19 protein-coding genes are annotated in these 18,578 nt (G+C 50.2%); 11 read left to right on the forward strand and 8 right to left on the reverse strand.

The window, feature by feature from the left end; translation table 11 throughout:
• Positions 1-53: 53 nt before the first annotated feature.
• Both IQ217_RS02650 and IQ217_RS02655 read left to right on the forward strand, forming a co-directional pair.
• Positions 54-257 (forward strand): hypothetical protein, encoded by a 204-nt coding sequence (locus IQ217_RS02650; protein ID WP_228025669.1) that lies wholly within the window; start codon positions 54-56, stop codon positions 255-257.
• 19 nt (positions 258-276) lie between these two features.
• Positions 277-993 carry a DUF2301 domain-containing membrane protein gene (locus tag IQ217_RS02655; protein ID WP_194018826.1) on the forward strand — a complete coding sequence of 239 codons (717 nt, stop codon included), beginning with the start codon at positions 277-279 and terminating at the stop codon, positions 991-993.
• Positions 994-1,045: 52 nt separating this feature from the next.
• Here IQ217_RS02655 and IQ217_RS02660 read toward each other — a convergent pair whose 3' ends face one another.
• Positions 1,046-1,831 carry an MBL fold metallo-hydrolase gene (locus tag IQ217_RS02660; RefSeq protein ID WP_190597733.1) on the reverse strand — a complete coding sequence of 262 codons (786 nt, stop codon included), beginning with the start codon at positions 1,829-1,831 and terminating at the stop codon, positions 1,046-1,048.
• 11 nt (positions 1,832-1,842) lie between these two features.
• Between IQ217_RS02660 and IQ217_RS02665 the strand changes: the two genes are divergently transcribed.
• From IQ217_RS02665 to IQ217_RS02680, 4 genes are all read left to right on the forward strand, one after another.
• Positions 1,843-2,094, forward strand: a complete 252-nt coding sequence (locus IQ217_RS02665) for a hypothetical protein (protein ID WP_194018827.1) — start codon at positions 1,843-1,845, stop codon at positions 2,092-2,094.
• A gap of 12 nt (positions 2,095-2,106) precedes the next feature.
• Positions 2,107-2,361, forward strand: coding sequence for a hypothetical protein (locus tag IQ217_RS02670; RefSeq protein WP_190597939.1), 255 nt, complete (start codon positions 2,107-2,109; stop codon positions 2,359-2,361).
• A 198-nt stretch (positions 2,362-2,559) separates the two neighbouring features.
• Positions 2,560-4,413 carry an ABC transporter ATP-binding protein gene (locus tag IQ217_RS02675; protein WP_194018828.1) on the forward strand — a complete coding sequence of 618 codons (1,854 nt, stop codon included), beginning with the start codon at positions 2,560-2,562 and terminating at the stop codon, positions 4,411-4,413.
• 57 nt (positions 4,414-4,470) lie between these two features.
• Complete coding sequence (locus IQ217_RS02680; RefSeq protein ID WP_228016643.1) at positions 4,471-5,103, forward strand: PAP/fibrillin family protein; 633 nt, start codon at positions 4,471-4,473, stop codon at positions 5,101-5,103.
• A 147-nt stretch (positions 5,104-5,250) separates the two neighbouring features.
• Here IQ217_RS02680 and IQ217_RS02685 read toward each other — a convergent pair whose 3' ends face one another.
• On the reverse strand, positions 5,251-7,500 hold the full coding sequence (locus IQ217_RS02685; RefSeq protein ID WP_194018829.1) for a PBP1A family penicillin-binding protein: 2,250 nt from the start codon (positions 7,498-7,500) through the stop codon (positions 5,251-5,253).
• A gap of 156 nt (positions 7,501-7,656) precedes the next feature.
• Between IQ217_RS02685 and IQ217_RS02690 the strand changes: the two genes are divergently transcribed.
• From IQ217_RS02690 to IQ217_RS02700, 3 genes are all read left to right on the forward strand, one after another.
• Positions 7,657-8,274 (forward strand): hypothetical protein, encoded by a 618-nt coding sequence (locus tag IQ217_RS02690; protein ID WP_228024083.1) that lies wholly within the window; start codon positions 7,657-7,659, stop codon positions 8,272-8,274.
• 162 nt (positions 8,275-8,436) lie between these two features.
• On the forward strand, positions 8,437-9,378 hold the full coding sequence (locus tag IQ217_RS02695) for a hypothetical protein (RefSeq protein ID WP_194018831.1): 942 nt from the start codon (positions 8,437-8,439) through the stop codon (positions 9,376-9,378).
• 70 nt (positions 9,379-9,448) lie between these two features.
• Positions 9,449-10,825 (forward strand): helix-hairpin-helix domain-containing protein, encoded by a 1,377-nt coding sequence (locus IQ217_RS02700; RefSeq protein ID WP_194018832.1) that lies wholly within the window; start codon positions 9,449-9,451, stop codon positions 10,823-10,825.
• 198 nt (positions 10,826-11,023) lie between these two features.
• On the opposite strand, the gene IQ217_RS02705 is transcribed toward IQ217_RS02700, so the two are convergent.
• The 4 genes from IQ217_RS02705 to IQ217_RS02720 form a co-directional block, all read right to left on the reverse strand.
• On the reverse strand, positions 11,024-12,289 hold the full coding sequence (locus IQ217_RS02705) for a M23 family metallopeptidase (RefSeq protein ID WP_194018833.1): 1,266 nt from the start codon (positions 12,287-12,289) through the stop codon (positions 11,024-11,026).
• Positions 12,290-12,412: 123 nt separating this feature from the next.
• Positions 12,413-12,607, reverse strand: coding sequence for a heavy-metal-associated domain-containing protein (locus IQ217_RS02710; protein ID WP_190597726.1), 195 nt, complete (start codon positions 12,605-12,607; stop codon positions 12,413-12,415).
• 53 nt (positions 12,608-12,660) lie between these two features.
• Positions 12,661-13,668, reverse strand: coding sequence for a hopanoid-associated sugar epimerase (gene hpnA, locus IQ217_RS02715; RefSeq protein WP_194018834.1), 1,008 nt, complete (start codon positions 13,666-13,668; stop codon positions 12,661-12,663).
• Positions 13,669-13,798: 130 nt separating this feature from the next.
• Complete coding sequence (locus IQ217_RS02720; RefSeq protein ID WP_194018835.1) at positions 13,799-14,665, reverse strand: aspartoacylase; 867 nt, start codon at positions 14,663-14,665, stop codon at positions 13,799-13,801.
• A 237-nt stretch (positions 14,666-14,902) separates the two neighbouring features.
• Between IQ217_RS02720 and IQ217_RS02725 the strand changes: the two genes are divergently transcribed.
• Positions 14,903-15,346 (forward strand): hypothetical protein, encoded by a 444-nt coding sequence (locus IQ217_RS02725; protein ID WP_194018836.1) that lies wholly within the window; start codon positions 14,903-14,905, stop codon positions 15,344-15,346.
• 73 nt (positions 15,347-15,419) lie between these two features.
• Complete coding sequence (locus tag IQ217_RS02730) at positions 15,420-16,985, forward strand: serine/threonine protein kinase (protein ID WP_190597722.1); 1,566 nt, start codon at positions 15,420-15,422, stop codon at positions 16,983-16,985.
• A 261-nt stretch (positions 16,986-17,246) separates the two neighbouring features.
• On the opposite strand, the gene nblD is transcribed toward IQ217_RS02730, so the two are convergent.
• Positions 17,247-17,447, reverse strand: coding sequence for an NblD family protein (gene nblD / locus IQ217_RS02735; RefSeq protein ID WP_190597721.1), 201 nt, complete (start codon positions 17,445-17,447; stop codon positions 17,247-17,249).
• A 179-nt stretch (positions 17,448-17,626) separates the two neighbouring features.
• On the reverse strand, positions 17,627-18,457 hold the full coding sequence (locus IQ217_RS02740) for a hypothetical protein (RefSeq protein WP_194018837.1): 831 nt from the start codon (positions 18,455-18,457) through the stop codon (positions 17,627-17,629).
• Positions 18,458-18,578 lie beyond the last annotated feature (121 nt).

The raw sequence follows: 18,578 nt of genomic DNA on the forward strand, positions 1-18,578 counted from the left end.
ATATGTTCAAAAATTTCCCTGGGCGCCAAATTGCCACGGGGAAATTCTGTCCCATGCCTCCAGCGATGTCCCTGGGGCTTCACAGGGCAGTTGCCGGTGGATCTGTAGACCAACAGGCCGTTGAACATTTTCAGGTGGCATTCACCTTTGGTTATGTAATTTATGTTTTAGATTGCTTAGATTCTATCCTTGTCCGGGTAACAATAGCAATGGCGATCGCCATAAAATCCCCTGATGGAGGGGTCGGCCTGGGATAATTAGGATTAATGGTTATCCATGGCTGAAAATGGCCCTAACTGTGCTGATTTGGGAGCAACGATTATGCTGGAAAGTACCACTGTCAACCCCACCTACCAAGGGCAATTTGGCCCCTTCACCGTCAACGACCACGATCGCCGGGAGGTCATGCTCTACCGCACGGGCTTAGCCTTGGCCGCCGGAGGATTTAGCCTGGGAGTAGCTCTGGCTTTGGCCCAACCATTGCAGCCCTTAGCAGTTAATTTCCACCTGGCCACAGGTTGCTTTTGGCTGATGACAGCGGGTTTGGGGCTGAGCCTCTGGACAATTCACATTTACCTCGCCGTACTGCACCGCACTTTGCAAATTTTCTGGGCGATCGGCACCCTCGCGGCCCTTTACTTCAGTTTTGCTTACCCAGAGGTTCTAGTGACTACAGTCTATGATCGACCCTGGACTATCCTTGGTATTGGCTTTACCTTTGCCGCCCTGACGGGAATCTTCTTTAAGGAAGCCTTTTGTTTCAATCGCCTGGAAACTAAATTTTTAACCGCCCTTATTCCCCTCTTGCTGTTGGGTCATTTAGCTGGGATATTGCCGTTAACTGTGGCCAAGGATGGGCTAGTCCTGGCCAGTATTTTATTCCTGATTTTTGTGGCCAGGAAGGCTATGCAACCCCTTGACCCAGACATTGGGGATAAATCCGTATTTATTTACCTGGCGGAACAACGCAAAGCAGGGCAAAGTTCCCTTTAGGAAATCTGCCAAAAATCTGATTTCGTTCTCCGTATAGGTTTACCGGTATCTCCTAGGCCAACAATCCCTGTTCACTGAAGATGCGGATCAGGGTGCCTTCCGCCGGCAGATTATTGGCCCGCAGGGAGAGGCGGTTACTATTAATCCGTTGAATATTCATGCCTTCCACCAAATCCAAAAAGGGTTGGAGGGTTTGGAGATCACAGTTGGCCCGGTCAGCGGCAGGAGTAGCGTACTGTGTCGGTACTACCATGCGGGGATTGAGCACTTCCATGGCGGCCTTGGCTTCGGCGGCGTCGTAGTTTTTTGGCCCACCTCCCACAGGAATTAGGGCCAGGTCAGGACTGCCCAAAAGAATTTTCTGTTCTTCGGTAATGGGAGAAGCTGCTCCCCCCATGTGTACCACCCGAATGCCTCCCTGACTCCAACGCCAGACTACGTTTTGACCAAATCTTCTTCCCCCCAGGCGATCGTGGGGCGCACTGATACCCTGAAATTGGATGCCGCCGATGTCGTAACTGCCCGGTTCAAATAAAATTCTTGGGTTGCCTGGTAAGTTCTCCGCTGCCCCTTCGTCCCACAGCTGGGAGCTAATGAGTACTAAATCCGCTTGCACCCTAGGCAAACGAAATCCCTTGGTGCAACCAATGGCCCGGAAGGGATTGGCCAAGATGCGGAAACCGTTGGCGGAAAACAAAAAAGCGCTATGGCCCAACCATTCCACCTGTAAACCAGAGTTAGCTTGGGCTGTGGCTGGTCTGAGTCGATCGCCAATTTGAACCCCAGCAACGGCCAGCAACCCGGCTCCAGCAGTACGAATAAGTTTTCGTCGTTTCATGGAAATGGAGAATGGAAAAATTTTTAAGATTCAAGGACTCTAGGGACAAACCTTTGGCGATCGCCGAATGCACTCCCAGCATAATACCAGCAATGGTTTTGGGCTTTGGCGCAGGAACAAAATTTAAGCCCCCATTAACCCTGTCTCAAAACTTAACATCATTAACGGAAATATCCTTTAGAATTTTGGCCAATTGCCGCTTTGACCATTGGTCAATGTTGTTAGCCCTGGCAGGGGTTAACGTTTCCCCGTCAACAACATAGGATTTTTTAATGATGGAACAAGACTTACCTAAATATCGCATGGTCTGTACCCTATCCTTTGGGGATATTTACGGCCAAATTATTGTCTGGTTGATTGTAATTTTTCTTTCCCTGGCATCGGCCCTAGCGTTGGCCAGCAGTACCAGGCCGGTCTATGCCCTGGCCACAGTGGGTTTGGTGTTGGTGCTTTCGCTGCCGTTTTTACTGTTCAGCTTTGTCACCACCCTATTTAACCATTTGGATTTTGTCCCAGTGGAATCGGATTAAAGGTCAAAGGCTACCCATGGGGATAAGGGGGAAATTAGGAGCTACCGTGGCTTTTGCGGCTCTGTTTGCTAGAGTTTGAGTGGCAAATTCTTGGGATGCATTTTACTGGCTTGATTTGCTCTGCCGATGCTCCCTCGGGATTTATAAAAAAACTGTCACCGTCTTCTATTAGCAACTTTTCCCTTCCCCAGAGACTCTATGAACGACCCGATTTTGGCTGTGCGTCAACTGGAAATTGCTTTTCCCGATGCTGATACCAGGGAAAAATTGTTGGCAGTCAAGGGCATTGATTTTGGGTTAGAACGGGGGGAAATCCTCGGCATTGTGGGGGAATCGGGCTCCGGTAAATCCGTTACTTCCCTGGGCATTATGGGCTTGGTGCCGAAACCCGGTTGGGTGGAGCCCAGCAGTGAGATTAGTTTTTATCCCCAAGGGGATGGACCGGCCGTGGATTTGATGACCTTGTCGGAAGGGGAAAGGCGACGGTACCGGGGCGGCAAAATTGCCATGATTTTCCAGGAACCAATGAGTTCCCTCAATCCGGTCTATACCATCGGTTTTCAGATTGTCGAAGCCATTCGCTTACACCAAAATGTCAGCCAAACCCAGGCCCAACAACAGGCGATCGCCCTTTTGCAGGAAGTGAGGGTTTTGCCCAGGGATGAGGTGCTAGAGGCAGAATTTTTAGCCCAGGGTCAGCCCCAAACCAGGGGCCAAGTGAGCCAAAACCTGGCCAGTTATATCCAACAGCGCAAGCAAAGTTTTCTCAAACGTTATCCCCACGAATTGTCCGGCGGTCAATTGCAACGGGTAATGATTGCCATGGCCATTTCCGCCAATCCCCGTTTGTTAATTGCCGATGAACCCACCACCGCTTTGGATGTGACGGTGCAGGCAGAAATTTTGCGGCTCCTGCGGGATTTGTGCAAACAACACCAGGAGATGTCGTTAATTTTCATTTCCCATGATCTGGGGGTAATTAACGAAATTGCTGATCGGGTGGCAGTGATGTACCGGGGAGAAATTGTCGAACAGGGGGAGAAGGAACAAATTTTACACAGTCCCCGCCATCCCTACACCAAAGGTTTATTGGCCTGTCGTCCCCGCCTGGAAATACAACTAGACCATTTACCCACGGTGGGGGATTTTCTCGATGCCGACGGCCCGGCCCCCAGTTACCAAGTGATTACTACCGCCCAGGAAGGCGATCGCCTGGCTCGGTTGAAGGAAAAACCAGCTTTGTTGGAAGTGCAAAATTTGACTGTGAGCTATGGCCAGGGGGGATTTTGGGGTAAAAAATCTACGTTCACAGCGGTTAACGATGTCTCCTTTACCGTTTATCCGGGGGAAACCCTGGGGCTAGTGGGGGAATCTGGCTGTGGCAAATCAACCTTGGCCAGGGCTTTATTACGCTTGACTCCCATTCAAACTGGAAAAGTTATTTTTGATGGCCGCAACATTATCACTTTGCCGGAAAAATCCCAGCAATGGCGGAGGTTACGGCGGGAAATGCAAATTATTTTTCAAAATCCCTACAATTCCCTCAATCCCCGCATGACCATCGGCCGGGCCATCCAGGAACCACTGATTATTCATCAGCCCCAACAATCCACCAAGCAACAACGGCAACGGGTGGCGGAATTACTGGAAAGGGTAGGTATTAGCCCCCAATGGTTTAACCGTTATCCCCATGAATTGTCTGGGGGCCAACGGCAACGGATTTGCATTGCTCGGGCTTTGGCGCTCAATCCCCGCTTTATTATTTGTGACGAGTCCGTTTCGGCGCTGGATGTGTCGGTGCAAGCCCAGGTTTTGAATCTGCTCAAGGAATTGCAACGGGATTTACAGTTGACCTACATTTTCATTTCCCACGATCTGAGTGTGGTTCGTTTCATGGGCGATCGCATTATGGTGATGAACCGGGGAGAATTGGCGGAACCCATCAACACGGCCCAGGAAATTATTGAAAATCCCCAGAGTGCCTACACTCAAAAGTTAATTCAATCCATTCCCCGCTTTCCTGAAACCCTCAATTGGTTGCAATCTGCTTAGGTTATCCCCCCGATCGCCAATTCCGGCCAACGTGGGATAATTTACCTAGAATACCCAATGGAATTTTCGACGAAGTTAGCCGTGGCCAATAGTATGGATGCCAGTATGGATTTTAAAACCAACCTCCTAGAGGCGATCGCCGGCAAGAATCGGGGACTATTAGCATCGGATCGAGACCGGGTAACAATTCTCTCCGCTGTGGAAAAACTGGAGGACTATAATCCCCACCCCAAGCCACTCCGGGAGAAAAATTTGCTAGATGGTAACTGGCGGCTCCTCTACACCAGCAGCCAAAGCATTTTGGGGTTGAACCGTCTTCCCCTTTTGCAACTGGGGCAAATTTATCAGTACATAGATGTAGCGGAGTCACGGGTGGTAAATTTAGCGGAAATTGAGGGCATTCCCTTTTTTGAAAGTTTAGTGTCCGTAGTGGCATCCTTTCTGCCCGTTTCTGATAAGCGTATTGAGGTGAAATTCGAGCGTTCCATTCTCGGTCTGCAAAAGCTCCTTAACTATCAGTCTCCCCTGAAATTCATCCAACAAATTTCCACAGGCAAACGCTTTTTACCGGCGGATTTTAATTTGCCCAGTCGAGAAAGCGCCGCTTGGCTAGAAATTACCTATTTAGATGAAGATTTGCGCATCAGTCGGGGTAATGAAGGCAATGTTTTCATCCTGGCCAAGGTTTAGAAAGTGTTTTAAAAGCCCCCCTAGCCCCCAACTCTGGGGGGAACAGTGTTCAAATTCCCCCAAACTTGACGGAGCCGGAGCCTTAGTGAGGAGATTTAGGGGGCGGATCATGACTTTTTAAACAAGCTTTTTGATCAACCCAGCTAACTATAACGAGGCGATCTGGCGCATATATTGACCCCAAAGACTGGCGGCCAAACCGCTACTACCCTGGGTGGGACTACTGTCGTCATTACCCAACCAAATGCCGGTGACTAGATGTTTTTGCGGTAAGAAGCCGATAAACCACAAATCCACTGCCTTGTCGGTGGTGCCGGTTTTACCTGCGGCTCCATAGCCAATTTGGGCAGCTTGCCCTGTGCCATTGTTAACGGCGGCCTGTAACATTTGGGTCATGGTGGCGGCGATCGCCGGGGAAACCACTTGTTTTTGCCTCCGGCCGTCCTGGCTGGCCTGATAAATTTCCCGACAGCTTTTCAGTTGCTCCGGATCAGGACAATCCCCCCCATCGCGGATATTGACAATGCCATGGGGCCGATTCCACATGCCCCCATTGGCGATCGCCCCGTAGGCTCCAGTCATTTCCAACACCCTAGCTTCACTTTGTCCCAACACTAAACCCGGTTCTTTAGCGAGGGGAGAGTTAACGCCAAAATCCTTAGCTAAGGCAATAATTTCGTCCAGCCCCACCGCTTGGGCCACCCGTAGGGCCACCACATTTTCCGACTGGGTAAAACCTTCCGTGAAGGTAATGGCCGGAGCCGCTCCGCTCCGTTCACAGGGCTTATAGGCCTGCCCCTGCCAGGTGAAAGAGCTACATTCAAAAGCTTGGTTAGTTCTCACTCCCTTGGCGATCGCGGCTGTGTAGGCAAAAAGCTTAAAAGTAGATCCAGGTTGCCGGTGGGCTTGACTGGCGCGGTTAAACTGACTTTCCCGGTAACTTTTGCCCCCCACCATGGCCAAAACGGCCCCCGTGCGACTGTCGAGGGTGACCACCGCCCCTTGGGAAACGGCATACTTTTTTCCCTCCGTGGTGAGAAAATTCTGCAAATTTTTTTCCGCCAGGGCCTGCATTTTCAAATTCAAGCTAGTTTCCACAACAAAATTGCCTTCATCGGCCACGTCTTCCCCTAGCAACTGGTTCAACTCACCGAAAATATAGCCATAGAAATAGGGAGCTTGCCGTTGGGATAGGGTTTGGGTGGCCTTGGGACTAACCTGAATGCGCGATCGCCGGGCCCGGTTCGCTTCCTGTTCGTCGATCATGCCCAGCATCGCCATACGTTCAATCACCCGATTCCGCAACTGCACTGAGGTTTGGTAATCCTGCACGGGGTTATACAGGTTAGGGGCTGGGAGCATGGCCACCAGGGTAGCCGCTTCCCCCACATCCAAATCCTGGGCAGATTTATCGAAATAAAATTGGGCCGCATCCTCAAAGCCGTAATTGCCCGCCCCCAAGTAAACCCGATTTAAGTAGGCCTTTAAAATATCGTCTTTGCTATATACTGCCTCCAACTTGAGGGCCACAAACATTTCCCGAATTTTGCGCCCCGCGGTGTTTTCCCGTCCCACTTCGCTGAATAAGCTGCGGGCTAACTGTTGGGTGAGGGTGCTGGCCCCCTGTTTCACGTCTTGATCCTGGAGGTTAATATAAATAGCCCGGCCCAAACCGTAGGGGTCAACGCCAAAATGCCAGTAAAAGCGAGTATCTTCCGACGCAATCACTGCCTGGGGTAAATAGGGCGAAAAATCACTTAAATTGTCAAATTCCCGGTGAATTTCCTGCTTAATGGGGTTGATTTCCGTGACTCCATCCCCCGCATAGACCTTGACTGGCCCGGTGACGCCGCTGGGCATCGGTTTGACGGGAATTTTGCTCCATTGCCAGGCGATCGCCCCGGTGATGATCAGAAAAAACAGAATCCCAGTGGAAAAAAAAGTGCGCATTCCCTTGAGCCACAGTGGCGGCGGGTTGAAATAAACTAATTTGGGCACATCTACCAATTCCGGCGGCCCCAGGGTAATTTCATCGCCATGGTGGAGACGATAGCTTTTCAGGCGACGACGTTGCAGATAAATACCGTTGCTAGAGCCTTCATCCCGAATAAAAAACTGGTTAGGATGGTCAGGGTCCCGCCGCAGGGAACAATGGGTTTGGCTCACGAGGGGATTTTGCAGTTGAATATCGCAACTGGAACTGCGACCAAGGAAATATCGATCGCCAAGGAGGGGAAACACACGCCGGGATTGGGAATCTTTGCCCGATTCCTGCAGACGAATTTTGGCCACCCTCGATCCTTTTTTGAGGGCCACCTTTTGGCTATTGCCGCCCTGGGAAAGGTTAGTTTGACTTTTTTTAGGGACAGAAGGGGCTTTGCGGGAACGGGTAGCCATGGCAAATTAGGGCAAAAGCAGTCCAATTTTAGACCGAATACAGTGGTGAAATCAGAATCAACTATTTCTATGCAGACGCATTTATTGCCAAAAAAGGTTGCCTCCTGGATTGCAAGCTTCAGTCTGGCGGGGCTCTCCATTCTAGCCTTAGACCCTATGGCCAGCCGGGCCGATAGTCCCCTGACTTCCACGGATCTAGCCGGGGCCTACTCCGATATTGCCGCGGTGGCATGGGCCCAGCAGTATCGCATCATGTCCCCCCTCATTGTAGATTTTCTCCTTGGCGATCGCCCTTTGGGGGAAAAGGCCGCAGTGATCAACGCCATCGGATGGAATATTGACGGCACTAATAACGCCGAACAATTTTTAGTGGCCCTGGCCAGAAAAAAGGGAAAACCCCCCACCCACCTTGATTTAGGAGATTTAACCCCGGAGGAGTTATTCCTGGTCGGTTATCTGCTGGCTTTGGACGATTATCTAAATCTCGGCCCCCTCAGTGCCCAGGGCGGCAATGACCTCTGGCGATCCACCCCAGTGCAATTGCTTTCTAAGGCGGCCTATGCCCTGCCGGAGAATTTCACGGTGCAATTTGTCCGCTCCTTGGTGACGGGGCAGGCCTGGTTTGGTTCTTCCTGGTGCGCCCTGTATCTAGAGCCGGCCAATGTGTTGGCGAATTTTTCCCCGGAAAAGCGTAATTTACGTCCCCAAGCGGTGCAAAATGCCATGGAATACCTGAATTTATACGAATCCTATTGTTTACAGGGAGATATTTAGTTATTTGCCCACTGCCCACCATCGGGAAAACGGTTTGTAAAGTTTTGAGAAAATTTTAACGACGTTGGCGGATTATCGCAGTACCTCACCGGGGAATTTTGCCGATATTCCAGGTGATCGGGGTAGAATCCAAGCAATAGTTCCTGTATTTTGCTCGCCGTTATGTCTAAGCAACCTTCCCCCGGTGGCCTAACTAGCCTCAGCGTTGGTGATGTGGTTTCCGGTGGCCTAAGGGTTTATCGAGACCATTTCAAATCCTATCTCTGGCTGGCTGGTCAAGCTTACCTTTGGTTGTTGGCACCATTTTTGATCACAGTTTTAGGAGTGACAATTCTGGCCGGACTGGCGGCGATAATGGAACCGATCGCCTTAGCAGGGCTGATCATTTTGGCGATCGCCATTTTGTTGGTGCCCTGGGGTTATTGCCTGGGCAAATTCTTCGCCGTCCAGGGGGTATTAGCTAGGCTAGTTTTCTTTGAAGTAGGGGAACAACCGGAAACGGTGGCGGCGGCCAAAATTCAGTTGATGCCAAGATTTTGGCGATTTCTCTGGGTTAGTCTGCTCACGTCCCTAGTGTTTTTTCTGTTCCTCATTCCGATTATGTTGGGCTATGGCGTTGTCTTTGCCGTGTTTGCCTTTCTCTTCACCGCTAATGACCCTGGTGTGGTTTCTATTCTGTTGGCGGCATTATTAACAATTGTTTGGAGCCTAATCTCCCTTTACATTTACATTTGGGCCTTTGCCCGCTTAGCTTTGGTGGACGTTTGTTTGGCGTTGGAGCCTACCCTTAGTCCCCTCAATGCCGTAGGCCGCAGTTGGGCTTTAACTAAGGGTTATGTTTTGAGCTTACAGCTAATTTTCTTCCTCGCTTTTTTGATTACTCTGCCCCTTTCCATGGTGACCAATCTTGGTTCCATTACCACCCTCATTCTCGATATTGACCCGGTTTGGGGATCGGTAATTGATGTTCCTTTGAGTTTAATTATCAGTGTTTTAATTGTACCTTTCTGGCAAGCAATTAAAGCCTTGGTTTATTATGATCTCCGTACCCGAAAAGAAGGGTTAAATTTATCATTAGATTTGCCGACGATGGATAGTTTTTAATCATATTGCTCAGAATTGAAAAAAGTTTCCTTAAATTTTAAACACAAGATTTGACATAATTGCTGTCCCCATGGTTAAAGTTATCGGCCGTCGCTCCCTCGGAGTGCAAAAAGTATTTGATATTGGTCTCCCCCAAGACCACAATTTTCTCCTAGCCCATGGGGCGATCGCCGCCAATTGTTTTAACAAATCCCATTCCACCGCCTACGCCTACGTCACCTACCAAACGGCTTACTTAAAAGCTAATTATCCGGTGGAGTACATGGCCGCCCTACTCACCGCCAGTAGTGATAGCCAGGACAAGGTGGAAAAGTATCGGGAAAACTGCCAGAAATTAGGCATCACTGTCGAACCACCGGATATCAATCGTTCCCAGCGCCATTTCACCCCCCTAGGAGAATCTATTTTATTTGGACTTTCCGCTGTGAGAAATTTGGGGGAAGGGGCGATCGAGCAAATTATTACCGCCCGGGATAATTCCGAACAAAAACGCTTTAAATCCCTAGCGGATTTCTGCACTCAAGTGGATTTACGGGTCGTTAACCGTCGGGCGATCGAAACATTAATCATGGCCGGGGCATTCGATGGCGTGCAAACCAATCGCAACCAACTTCTCCATGATTTAGAATTGGTCATTGCCTGGGCCCAAAAGCGGGCTAAGGAAAAAGAAACAGGACAATTAAATATCTTTGACAGTCTAACCGCAGGGGAATCGATCAAAGCTCAAGAAGCCGCCAATAATGGTTTTGAACAGGAACCTTCTGCTCCCCCAGTGGCGGAATTTTCTCTACAAGAAAAGCTGCAACTAGAAAAAGAACATTTGGGCTTTTACGTATCGGAACATCCCCTCAAATCGGTACAACGTTCTGCCCGATTACTATCTCCAATTAATTTAATTGATTTAGATCAATATAAAGTCCGTCAGAAAGTTAGTGCAGTGGCAATTTTGGTGGCAGTGAAAAAGATTATTACCAAAAAAACTGGTCAACCCATGGCATTTTTGACATTGGAAGATATGTCGGGACAATCGGAGGCGGTGGTGTTTCCGTCCAACTATGAACGTTTACAGGATGTATTAATAGAAGGCAGCCAACAAATGATTTGGGGCAAAGTTGACCGTCGGGATGATCAATACCAGTTAATTGTGGAAGATTTGGAACCAGTGGAAGAGGTAAAAATGGTCATGCTCGATCTCACTCCCCAGGAGATTACCAACACCAGTACCCAAGCCCAACTGAAGCAAATTTTGCAAAGCCATTCCCCCCAAAGGGAACAGATGAGAATACCAGTGGTGGCCTGCATCAATGAAGGGCCAACTAAACATTTCATTCGTTTTGGGGAAAACTACTGGGTGAATGACTACGGTGCTGCGGTGGCATCCCTCCAGGAATTGGGTTTTCGAGCCCGGTTGGAGCCATTGTTACCCCAAAGCCAGAGTGTTGGTTAGCAGTAATTTTGTGGCTGATTTAATTGAAAATAAGACGAAACTGCTGGCTAAATTTTCTGTCGACTTAAACAAATTACGGCAAATTTTGAATCAATCATGGTCAAACAAAAAATCCCCGAGTTGGATGCACTCAGGGAATTGAAGCTGAAACAATGGGAAATAAAATAAATCAGCAGTTTTACTATGGTTGTTCGTTGTCTAACTTTGGGGATGTGAATCAGTTTGGGATTGGGCGTATTTTTGGGCCGCCATCAAATTAGCTAAAGCGGCTTCCAAATGGGGCCCTGCATCAACTGCCACCCAACCATCGTTAGTCAGGTGTCGCCATTCAAAGTGTAAATGGGGCCCAGTGGAGAACCCCGTGCTACCAATCCGGCCGATCACTTCGCCCCGAGCCACCTGCTGTCCAGTTTGTACAAAGGCTTCCGATAGGTGGGCATAACGGGATTCCTGGGTTCCATCTAAGTGGCGCAGGGTAACCATCAAACCATAGCCGCCGGACCATTGGGACGCTTCCACTATGCCGTCATAGGCCGCCAGCACCGGAGTGCCCATGGGAGCGCCGATGTCAGTGCCATTGTGCATACGCCCTTGACCACTGATGGGATGAATGCGCCAACCAAAGGCGGAGGTAATGGGATTAACACCAGCAACGGGGAACATGAGGTCAGTACCTTGACCCGGCTCACCTTGGGGAGAGTACAATCCCGTGGCCCTACTGTATTCCGGTAGCGGAGCTAGGGCGATTTGAATGCCCCGATTAGCCATGGGATCAAGGCTGAAAACTTGATTGGCCCCCACGGGCTGCCCGATCGCCAGGGAACTGATTTTGGGTTGAATATTGAGGGGATTGAGGGGAGCAACGGAGCTATTAGTGGGAGCCGTATTGCGGGCATTGATCCTCTGGCGACGGGAAGTTAGCGTCGTGGGGGGATTAACCGGACTCGATTGCTGACGGGCCACGGGGACACGGTTGCCTGTATTGCGATTGGCAGCGGGATAACGGGTGTTGAGGGGGGCCTGTTGCCCAGAGCGGGGAATGAATTCCACCTCCGTCCGAGTGGGCAAGTTGGGGGCCGCCGCAGTGCCTTGGGGAGCAGCATCAATATAACTATTCTTTTGCAAACCTTGACGTATTTGGGCCGGTTGGCTGGATACGGGAGCTGGGGGCAAAATGGTCGGTGCAGCCAGTTTGGGAGCTGCCGGTTTTGTGGCCGCCGGAGCGGGGGCCGGAGTAGATTTACTTTGCACCGGAGTGGGCGCCTTTACCGGGGCTGGGGGAGCGGCGGAAGTTGCAATGGGGGCTGAGCCTGAACCCTCCACTTCCAAATTTCCCGTAGTGCTACCGGGTAAAGACCAGATCAAACTACCAAGGACGATCAGCCCGCCTAGGGACAGATTGTAGAGGCTGTAATCTCGGCAGGGCTTACTTTTTAGGTCTTTCACCTTCCATTGGGACTGCATTGTTCAGATCCTCACACACATACGGGTTGCAAAATACTCCCTCGATTGTAGAGGGTTGGGTTATAAATGCAAACCAGAACAGCCAGAACGAAAAATTGTCACTGTCTGGATCGCCACCAAATTTCATTCAACTTCGTGCCCCGCCGAGGCGATCGCCGCCCGCAGTAATTCCTCTGTCACCGCACTGGTGATGGTAACTTGCTTGCTGGCCACATCCACTTGCACCGTTGCTTGGGCATCTTCATTTTGCACAGCTTTAGTGACGGCTGCGGCACAGGCTTCACAAACTATGGTGGGTACAGTTAGTTGAATGGTCATGGAAAGTTATGAAAAAGTTATGAAAATTTAAATCGATTATGGGGGGGAGGATGTCAATGCGGCTCAACATAGCCCTGGTCTTGGAACCAATGCACCGCATCTGCCAAGGCCTGGTTGATGGGGGACTGGGGTAGACCCAATTCCCGCACCGCTTTACCAGCATCGTAATACATCTCTTGGGCAGACATTTTAACCCCGTCCATGGGCACCGACGGCGATCGCCCCAGGGGAGCAAGAACTTTTTCTTCCACCCAGGCCACCGCCAGGGGTAACCAAAGGGGCACTGTATTTTTGGGAGCTGACAACCCCGTAATGGTGGCTAGGTGGGCCAAAATGCCCTGGAGACTGATATTTTCGTGCCCGAGAATATAGCGATCGCCCCTGGTCAGAGCAGTTTTTCCCTTTTGCCAAGCTAGGAGATGCCCCGCCGCCACGTCCCGCACGTCAATTAAATTTAAACCAGTGTTAACGTAGGCTGGCATTTGTCGCCGCAGAAACCGCAAAATTATTTCCCCCGTGGGGGTGGGCTTAACGTCCCAGGGGCCAATGGGGGTGCTGGGGTTAACAATGACAATATCCTGTCCCTGCTGGGCCGCCGCCAACGCCTCCTGTTCCGCCCAATATTTCGACTGTTTGTAAGCCCCGATTAATTTTTCCACCGGACTTTGATAGGTTTCGTCGGCGCTTTGCCCTGCCCCTTTCACACCGATCGCCGCGACGGAACTGGTGTAGACGGTGCGCTCAATGCCCGCCTTTTGGGCACAGGCCAGGATATTTCTGGTGCCTAACACATTGCTGTGATAAAGAGTCTCCCGGTCTTTTTGCCAAAGGGAATAGTGGGCTGCCACATGGAATAGACCCCGACAGCCCTGCATTTGCCGATGGAGATCAGCATCATTCAAATCCCCCACCACCCAATCGATGGGTAAATTTTGTAAATTATCGGGACGACTGGAAGCCCGCACCAAAGCCCTTACTTGATAACCCTGGGCCAACAGATGCCGGACTAAATTGGCCCCGACAAAGCCAGTGCCCCCAGTGACAAAAAAACAATCCACCATGGCTATCCAGTGATTAACATGCCCATAATGCCATCAAAGGTTAGCCTATATTCCCCACTCCGTCGATCGCCGGGATAACTTCTTGCTATTTTTTTAACCTAACCACTGCGCAAAAATTATCATCAAGCCATCAAATAGCAATGGTTTTCCGCTGGGTTAAGGCCATGGCGATACCCTTTTCCACATAGGCCGCTTCGCCAATGAATACAGGGTAAACCGTTGAAGCTCCCCGATAGGGAGTGACATTACCCCGACGATGGTAAAACAATGGTGTGCCCGGTTTAATCGCCTGGTAATCCCGGATATGGGGCGCAATTTCCGCCACAATTTGCCCCTGGGCATCCCTGGGGTAGTCGATGGTTTCTATCTGTTGATAGACGGTGCAATTATCCGCCGAACGCACATTACCGGAGGTTAATGCCTGGAGATAGGCCAAAATTCTGGTTAGAGTCCGTTGGGTTTTGGCGATCGCCCCTTGGTCATAAACTCCCTGGGGCACGGGGCCAAACTCAATGGTTAAGCCTAATTCACACAGGCCACGAATATAGGGCAAATCCTTTTGGGGGGCGTACTGCAACACCCGAATTTCCTCATCCTGGGCGCTGAGGTGGGCCGCTAGGTTGAGGAGCAGAGGATGGGGGCAGTTTAAGATTAAAGTGGTGCCCATGGCCGCCGTAGTGGTGTGCAAATCCACAATAAAATCAATGCCCGCCAGGGAAATTTGATGGGCCAGCTGCCGGGCCCGCAACTGTTCATAGCCCATCAGATAGGGGTTTTTGCGGTCCTGGGGCCGAAAGCAACGGTTCAAATCCTGGTGAATATACCTACGATTAGCGGCGATCGCCCGGGGATTAGCCAAAAAATAATGACACTTCAATGCCGGAAAATACTGAGCAAAATCTTTCTCCTGCCACCGACGCACCACCTCCACCCCTGTTCGTTCATTACCATGCACCCCCCCCACAATGGCTAGGGAGCGGACTGCTGAATTTATCATTCCCCACTTAGTCCTATAAAAACTTAAGATCCAATAAAATGTCCTTATATTGTAACTTTGACTACTGTTCTAAAACAACAATATCATTGTTTTTATCTGTTTTTTAACAGTTTTTAACTAAACCGGGGATGACCAAGCTAAAGGTCGGCAATTGTAGTGTGGATTTTTTGTAATATTTCCTTAGGTCACTGCCAGAATTAGGGACAATGGAGTTGCATAAAACAGGAGAAAAACACCTTGGCCCACACTTTCCTATTGGAGCCAGGCCGATGGCATCTAGCGGGCTTTTGGCTGGAGCGTGATCAACCCCCCCTGGAAATCAAGGGAGGTGCCCTGATAGCCTGGAATCAAGAAGATTGGTTTACCATGGTGACTAAGTTTAGCTTTCCCGGCGGTGGCCACCAAGATATATCCTGTCAATATCGGGGTCGCCTCAACGGTGGGGAGTCCCAATACACTTACGTTTTGCAACACAGTCAACTAGGTAGAGTAGAAGGGGAAGGCTGGATTTCCAACCATGCTATTGTTCAGCGCTATTGGGTCCTAGGCGATCGCCAGCGACAGAGTGGCTTTGAAACCTTTTACCGCTTCAGTGATCACCGTTATTATTTAGCTAGTGGAATGCTCACTGGCCACTACTTGACCAGTACAATGGAAGCCACCCTGGAAAGACAGGGCTGAGGCTAGGGATCCAGACTAAATTGCTTGTTGCTCGAAAATTAACGTCACCGCTCGTCGCTGAGATATTTGCGCTATGACCCCTGACTCCCGTCACCGCCGCCTATTGGCCAATCGCTATCAACTGGTTGAGTTGGTGGGTAGTGGAGCTATGGGCCAAGTTTACCGAGCTGAAGATAAGCTCCTTGGGGGAGTAACCGTCGCAGTCAAATTCCTTTCCCAAGCCCTGCTCAACCCCCGCATGAAGGAACGGTTTGAAAGAGAAGCTACTATTTCAGCCCTATTGGGGGAAAAAAGCATCCACATTGTGCGGGTGCGGGATTACGGGCTGGACGAAAAGGAAATCCCCTTCTACGTTATGGAGTACCTGCAGGGGGAAAACATCAGTGACGTAATTAAATACCGACCCCTCAAGGTGGAGCGCTTTTTAAAAGTAGCTAGGCAGATTTGCTTTGGTCTGGATTGTGCCCATAAGGGAATTATTTACCAAGGAGAAGCCTGCCCCGTTGTCCACCGGGATATTAAGCCCAGTAACGTACTCTTGGTGGAGGATCCAGCCCTGGGGGAACTGGTTAAAATTCTCGATTTTGGTATTGCTAAACTAGTACAAGCGGCGGAGGAATCGAAAACCCAGGCCTTCATGGGGACCCTCGCCTATTGTTCCCCGGAGCAAATGGAAGGCAAGGAGTTAGACAGTCGTTCGGACATCTACAGCCTGGGAGTGATGATGTACGAAATGCTAACGGGGGAAATGCCCCTGTTCCCCGACAATTCTTCCTTTGGGGGTTGGTATGAAGCCCATCACCACACTAAGCCCCATCCCTTCTCTGCCCGCTATAAAATTCCCGCTTCCCTCGAAGCCTTGGTGATGAACTGCCTGGCTAAAAGTCCCAAGGGTCGTCCCCAATCGGTGGATGTGATTATCCGAGCGATCGATGCCATTGAAACAGAAATTAAAGCTCCCCCCATTTCCGATACAGAGAAAACCCAGATTGCGCCCCATTTATTAAACAGTGACATGGAAGCCACGGTGGTGGCCCAACGGGGTACGGGAACAGCTCCAGAAAAACGATTGCCGCCAGTGAGTGAACTCTATAAGCAATTAGACTGGCCCTCTGACAAACCAAAACAAAAAATTGTTTTTCCCCATGTGCTCAACGCCGCTGAAGGAAAATTGGCCAGTTTGTGGGTGATGTTGAATCAAGAGGATATCCTCACCCGTATGTCCAGCATCCGCTACAACCAATTTTTGCTGATGACTTCGCCCCATCCCATGGTGCTGTGGATTACGGTACTCTATCATCGGGAATATGGCCCCCGTTGGTTGCCCTGTTACCTTGATTTAAAGACCACATCGGGTCAAAATTTTGCCCAAATGTTGGGGCAATCCGGTACCTATTGGTTGCTATTTTTTGCCTTGGAAAATCCCACTCGCTGCCAGCACATGTTGACCGCCACCGTTGCTCCCAATCAGTGTAAGTTGCTCAAGGAGTGGGCCCAGTCTAGTCAATCTCTGCCCGGCGGTAAGCCCCAGGTGACTAAACGGTTGCTCAAACAGGAGTTGGACCGGCTTAAACCTAAAATTGAGGCGAAATTGTCCCAGGTTAAACCATCCTTCAACAAAGAAGTGTCGGGACTGTAGGGCGATCGCCAAAATTACAATTTCCCACGGCCCAGAATGGGTCAAATTGTATCTATATAAAGCCCTTTGCCATAGAAGGCTGCCTGGGCCCACATCTAGTCAGATTGACCATATCCCCCACAATCAGCAAGGCCATAGCAGACCAATATTCAAACGAGAGCCCAGCTCCCCCACAGCCAAAGCTAGACACAAACATGGGAAAACTGGGCAAGATTTGATTTATTTATTCGATCAAAAACAATCCGGGCGCAAAGAAAAGCACTAATCGTAATAATCTTGGCTGGAAACATTACCGATCGCCGCTTCATCTTGATTGATGCAACTGGTGTTACGGGCAAAGTTGCAGACCCTGGCCCAGAGCCGGGCCCTCGTTCCCGCTGGCCCAGAAGAAAAAACCACCTTAGAGCCATTTTCAATGGTGACGCCACATACGGGACAGGTTTCTGCGGGGAAAACACTCATGAGTATTTATTCCTAGTGAATGAATTAGAAGCTACGTTAGGGGATTTAACCAGAGTAGACCGTCACAAATGTTACTGTTTACCCGATTAATTTTAAGAAATTTTAAGTTATATTGACAAAAATGTCACTTTATATTCCAAAAGTGACAATCCATACGAGGTTATCTGGTTTGGCGCTACCTACCAACTAGCACTGCGCCAGTTGCCGTTGCCGTTGTTGTTAGTGGGCACCGTTTGCCCTTGACCATTGCCGATGCGGAGGGGCGATTGCAGCATCAGGGTCAAATCTCGGCTGGAAACAGTTAACAACTCCTCTGTGCCACCACCAAGAATGCCTGCCGTGGGTAAGCCCCAACCGGCCAGGGCCCCCGCCGCTGCTCCCCCCAACACTTCCAGGGGCGTAATGCGGCGATCGCCAGTGGTGCCGGAAATGATCGTCGCCGTGCCAGCCCCAGCCAAGGTTCCCATAATTACATCGGAAGTACTCGCCCCCTTATTGACCGTTTGAAAACCTACCAGTTCACGGGAACGGGCATTGATGGGAATATACTCACCGGTATTGAGCACCAACTGCTGGGCCACAAATTGCATTGCATTGCCATTGGCGATCGGGCGGAACTGACCAATAATTTCACTGCCAGCGGGAATAACCGTAACACCGTCGGATTGACGGAGGGCCGTTGTAGTGCGGAGACTGACTGCCCTGGTTTCTCCCCTTTTTAAAGTGATCTGTCCTTGGTCAACCGCCACAGGAATCATCGTTTGGGCCGGCACTTCCACATTGTAGAGTTGGCCGATGTTATAGCTAGAACGAGGAGCGTAGGGATAGGGGTTATTGTCATTCCATCGCTTGGAATTTTGGGCGGCATTGCCACGATTGGGACGGGGACGGGCTTCCACTGGGCTAGTGAAACTAGTAACCAATCCCCCCATTAATAAAGCAGTAGTCAACAAAGCAGTGGAGCGACGGGCTTGCCAATGCAGCTTAGGGAACGAAAAACTATTAAACATCCTAATTTCCTCACCTGATTGCGGATATGGGTTGTGGGAAAAATTTCCCTCACTGCATCCAGATTAGGTAAAGGAAAAAGGAATGTCAGTCCCCGTTAACATGGAAGCGTTGAGTAGAACA

The organism is Synechocystis salina LEGE 00031, from assembly GCF_015207985.1.
Taxonomy (GTDB): Bacteria; Cyanobacteriota; Cyanobacteriia; order Cyanobacteriales; family Microcystaceae; genus Synechocystis; species Synechocystis salina.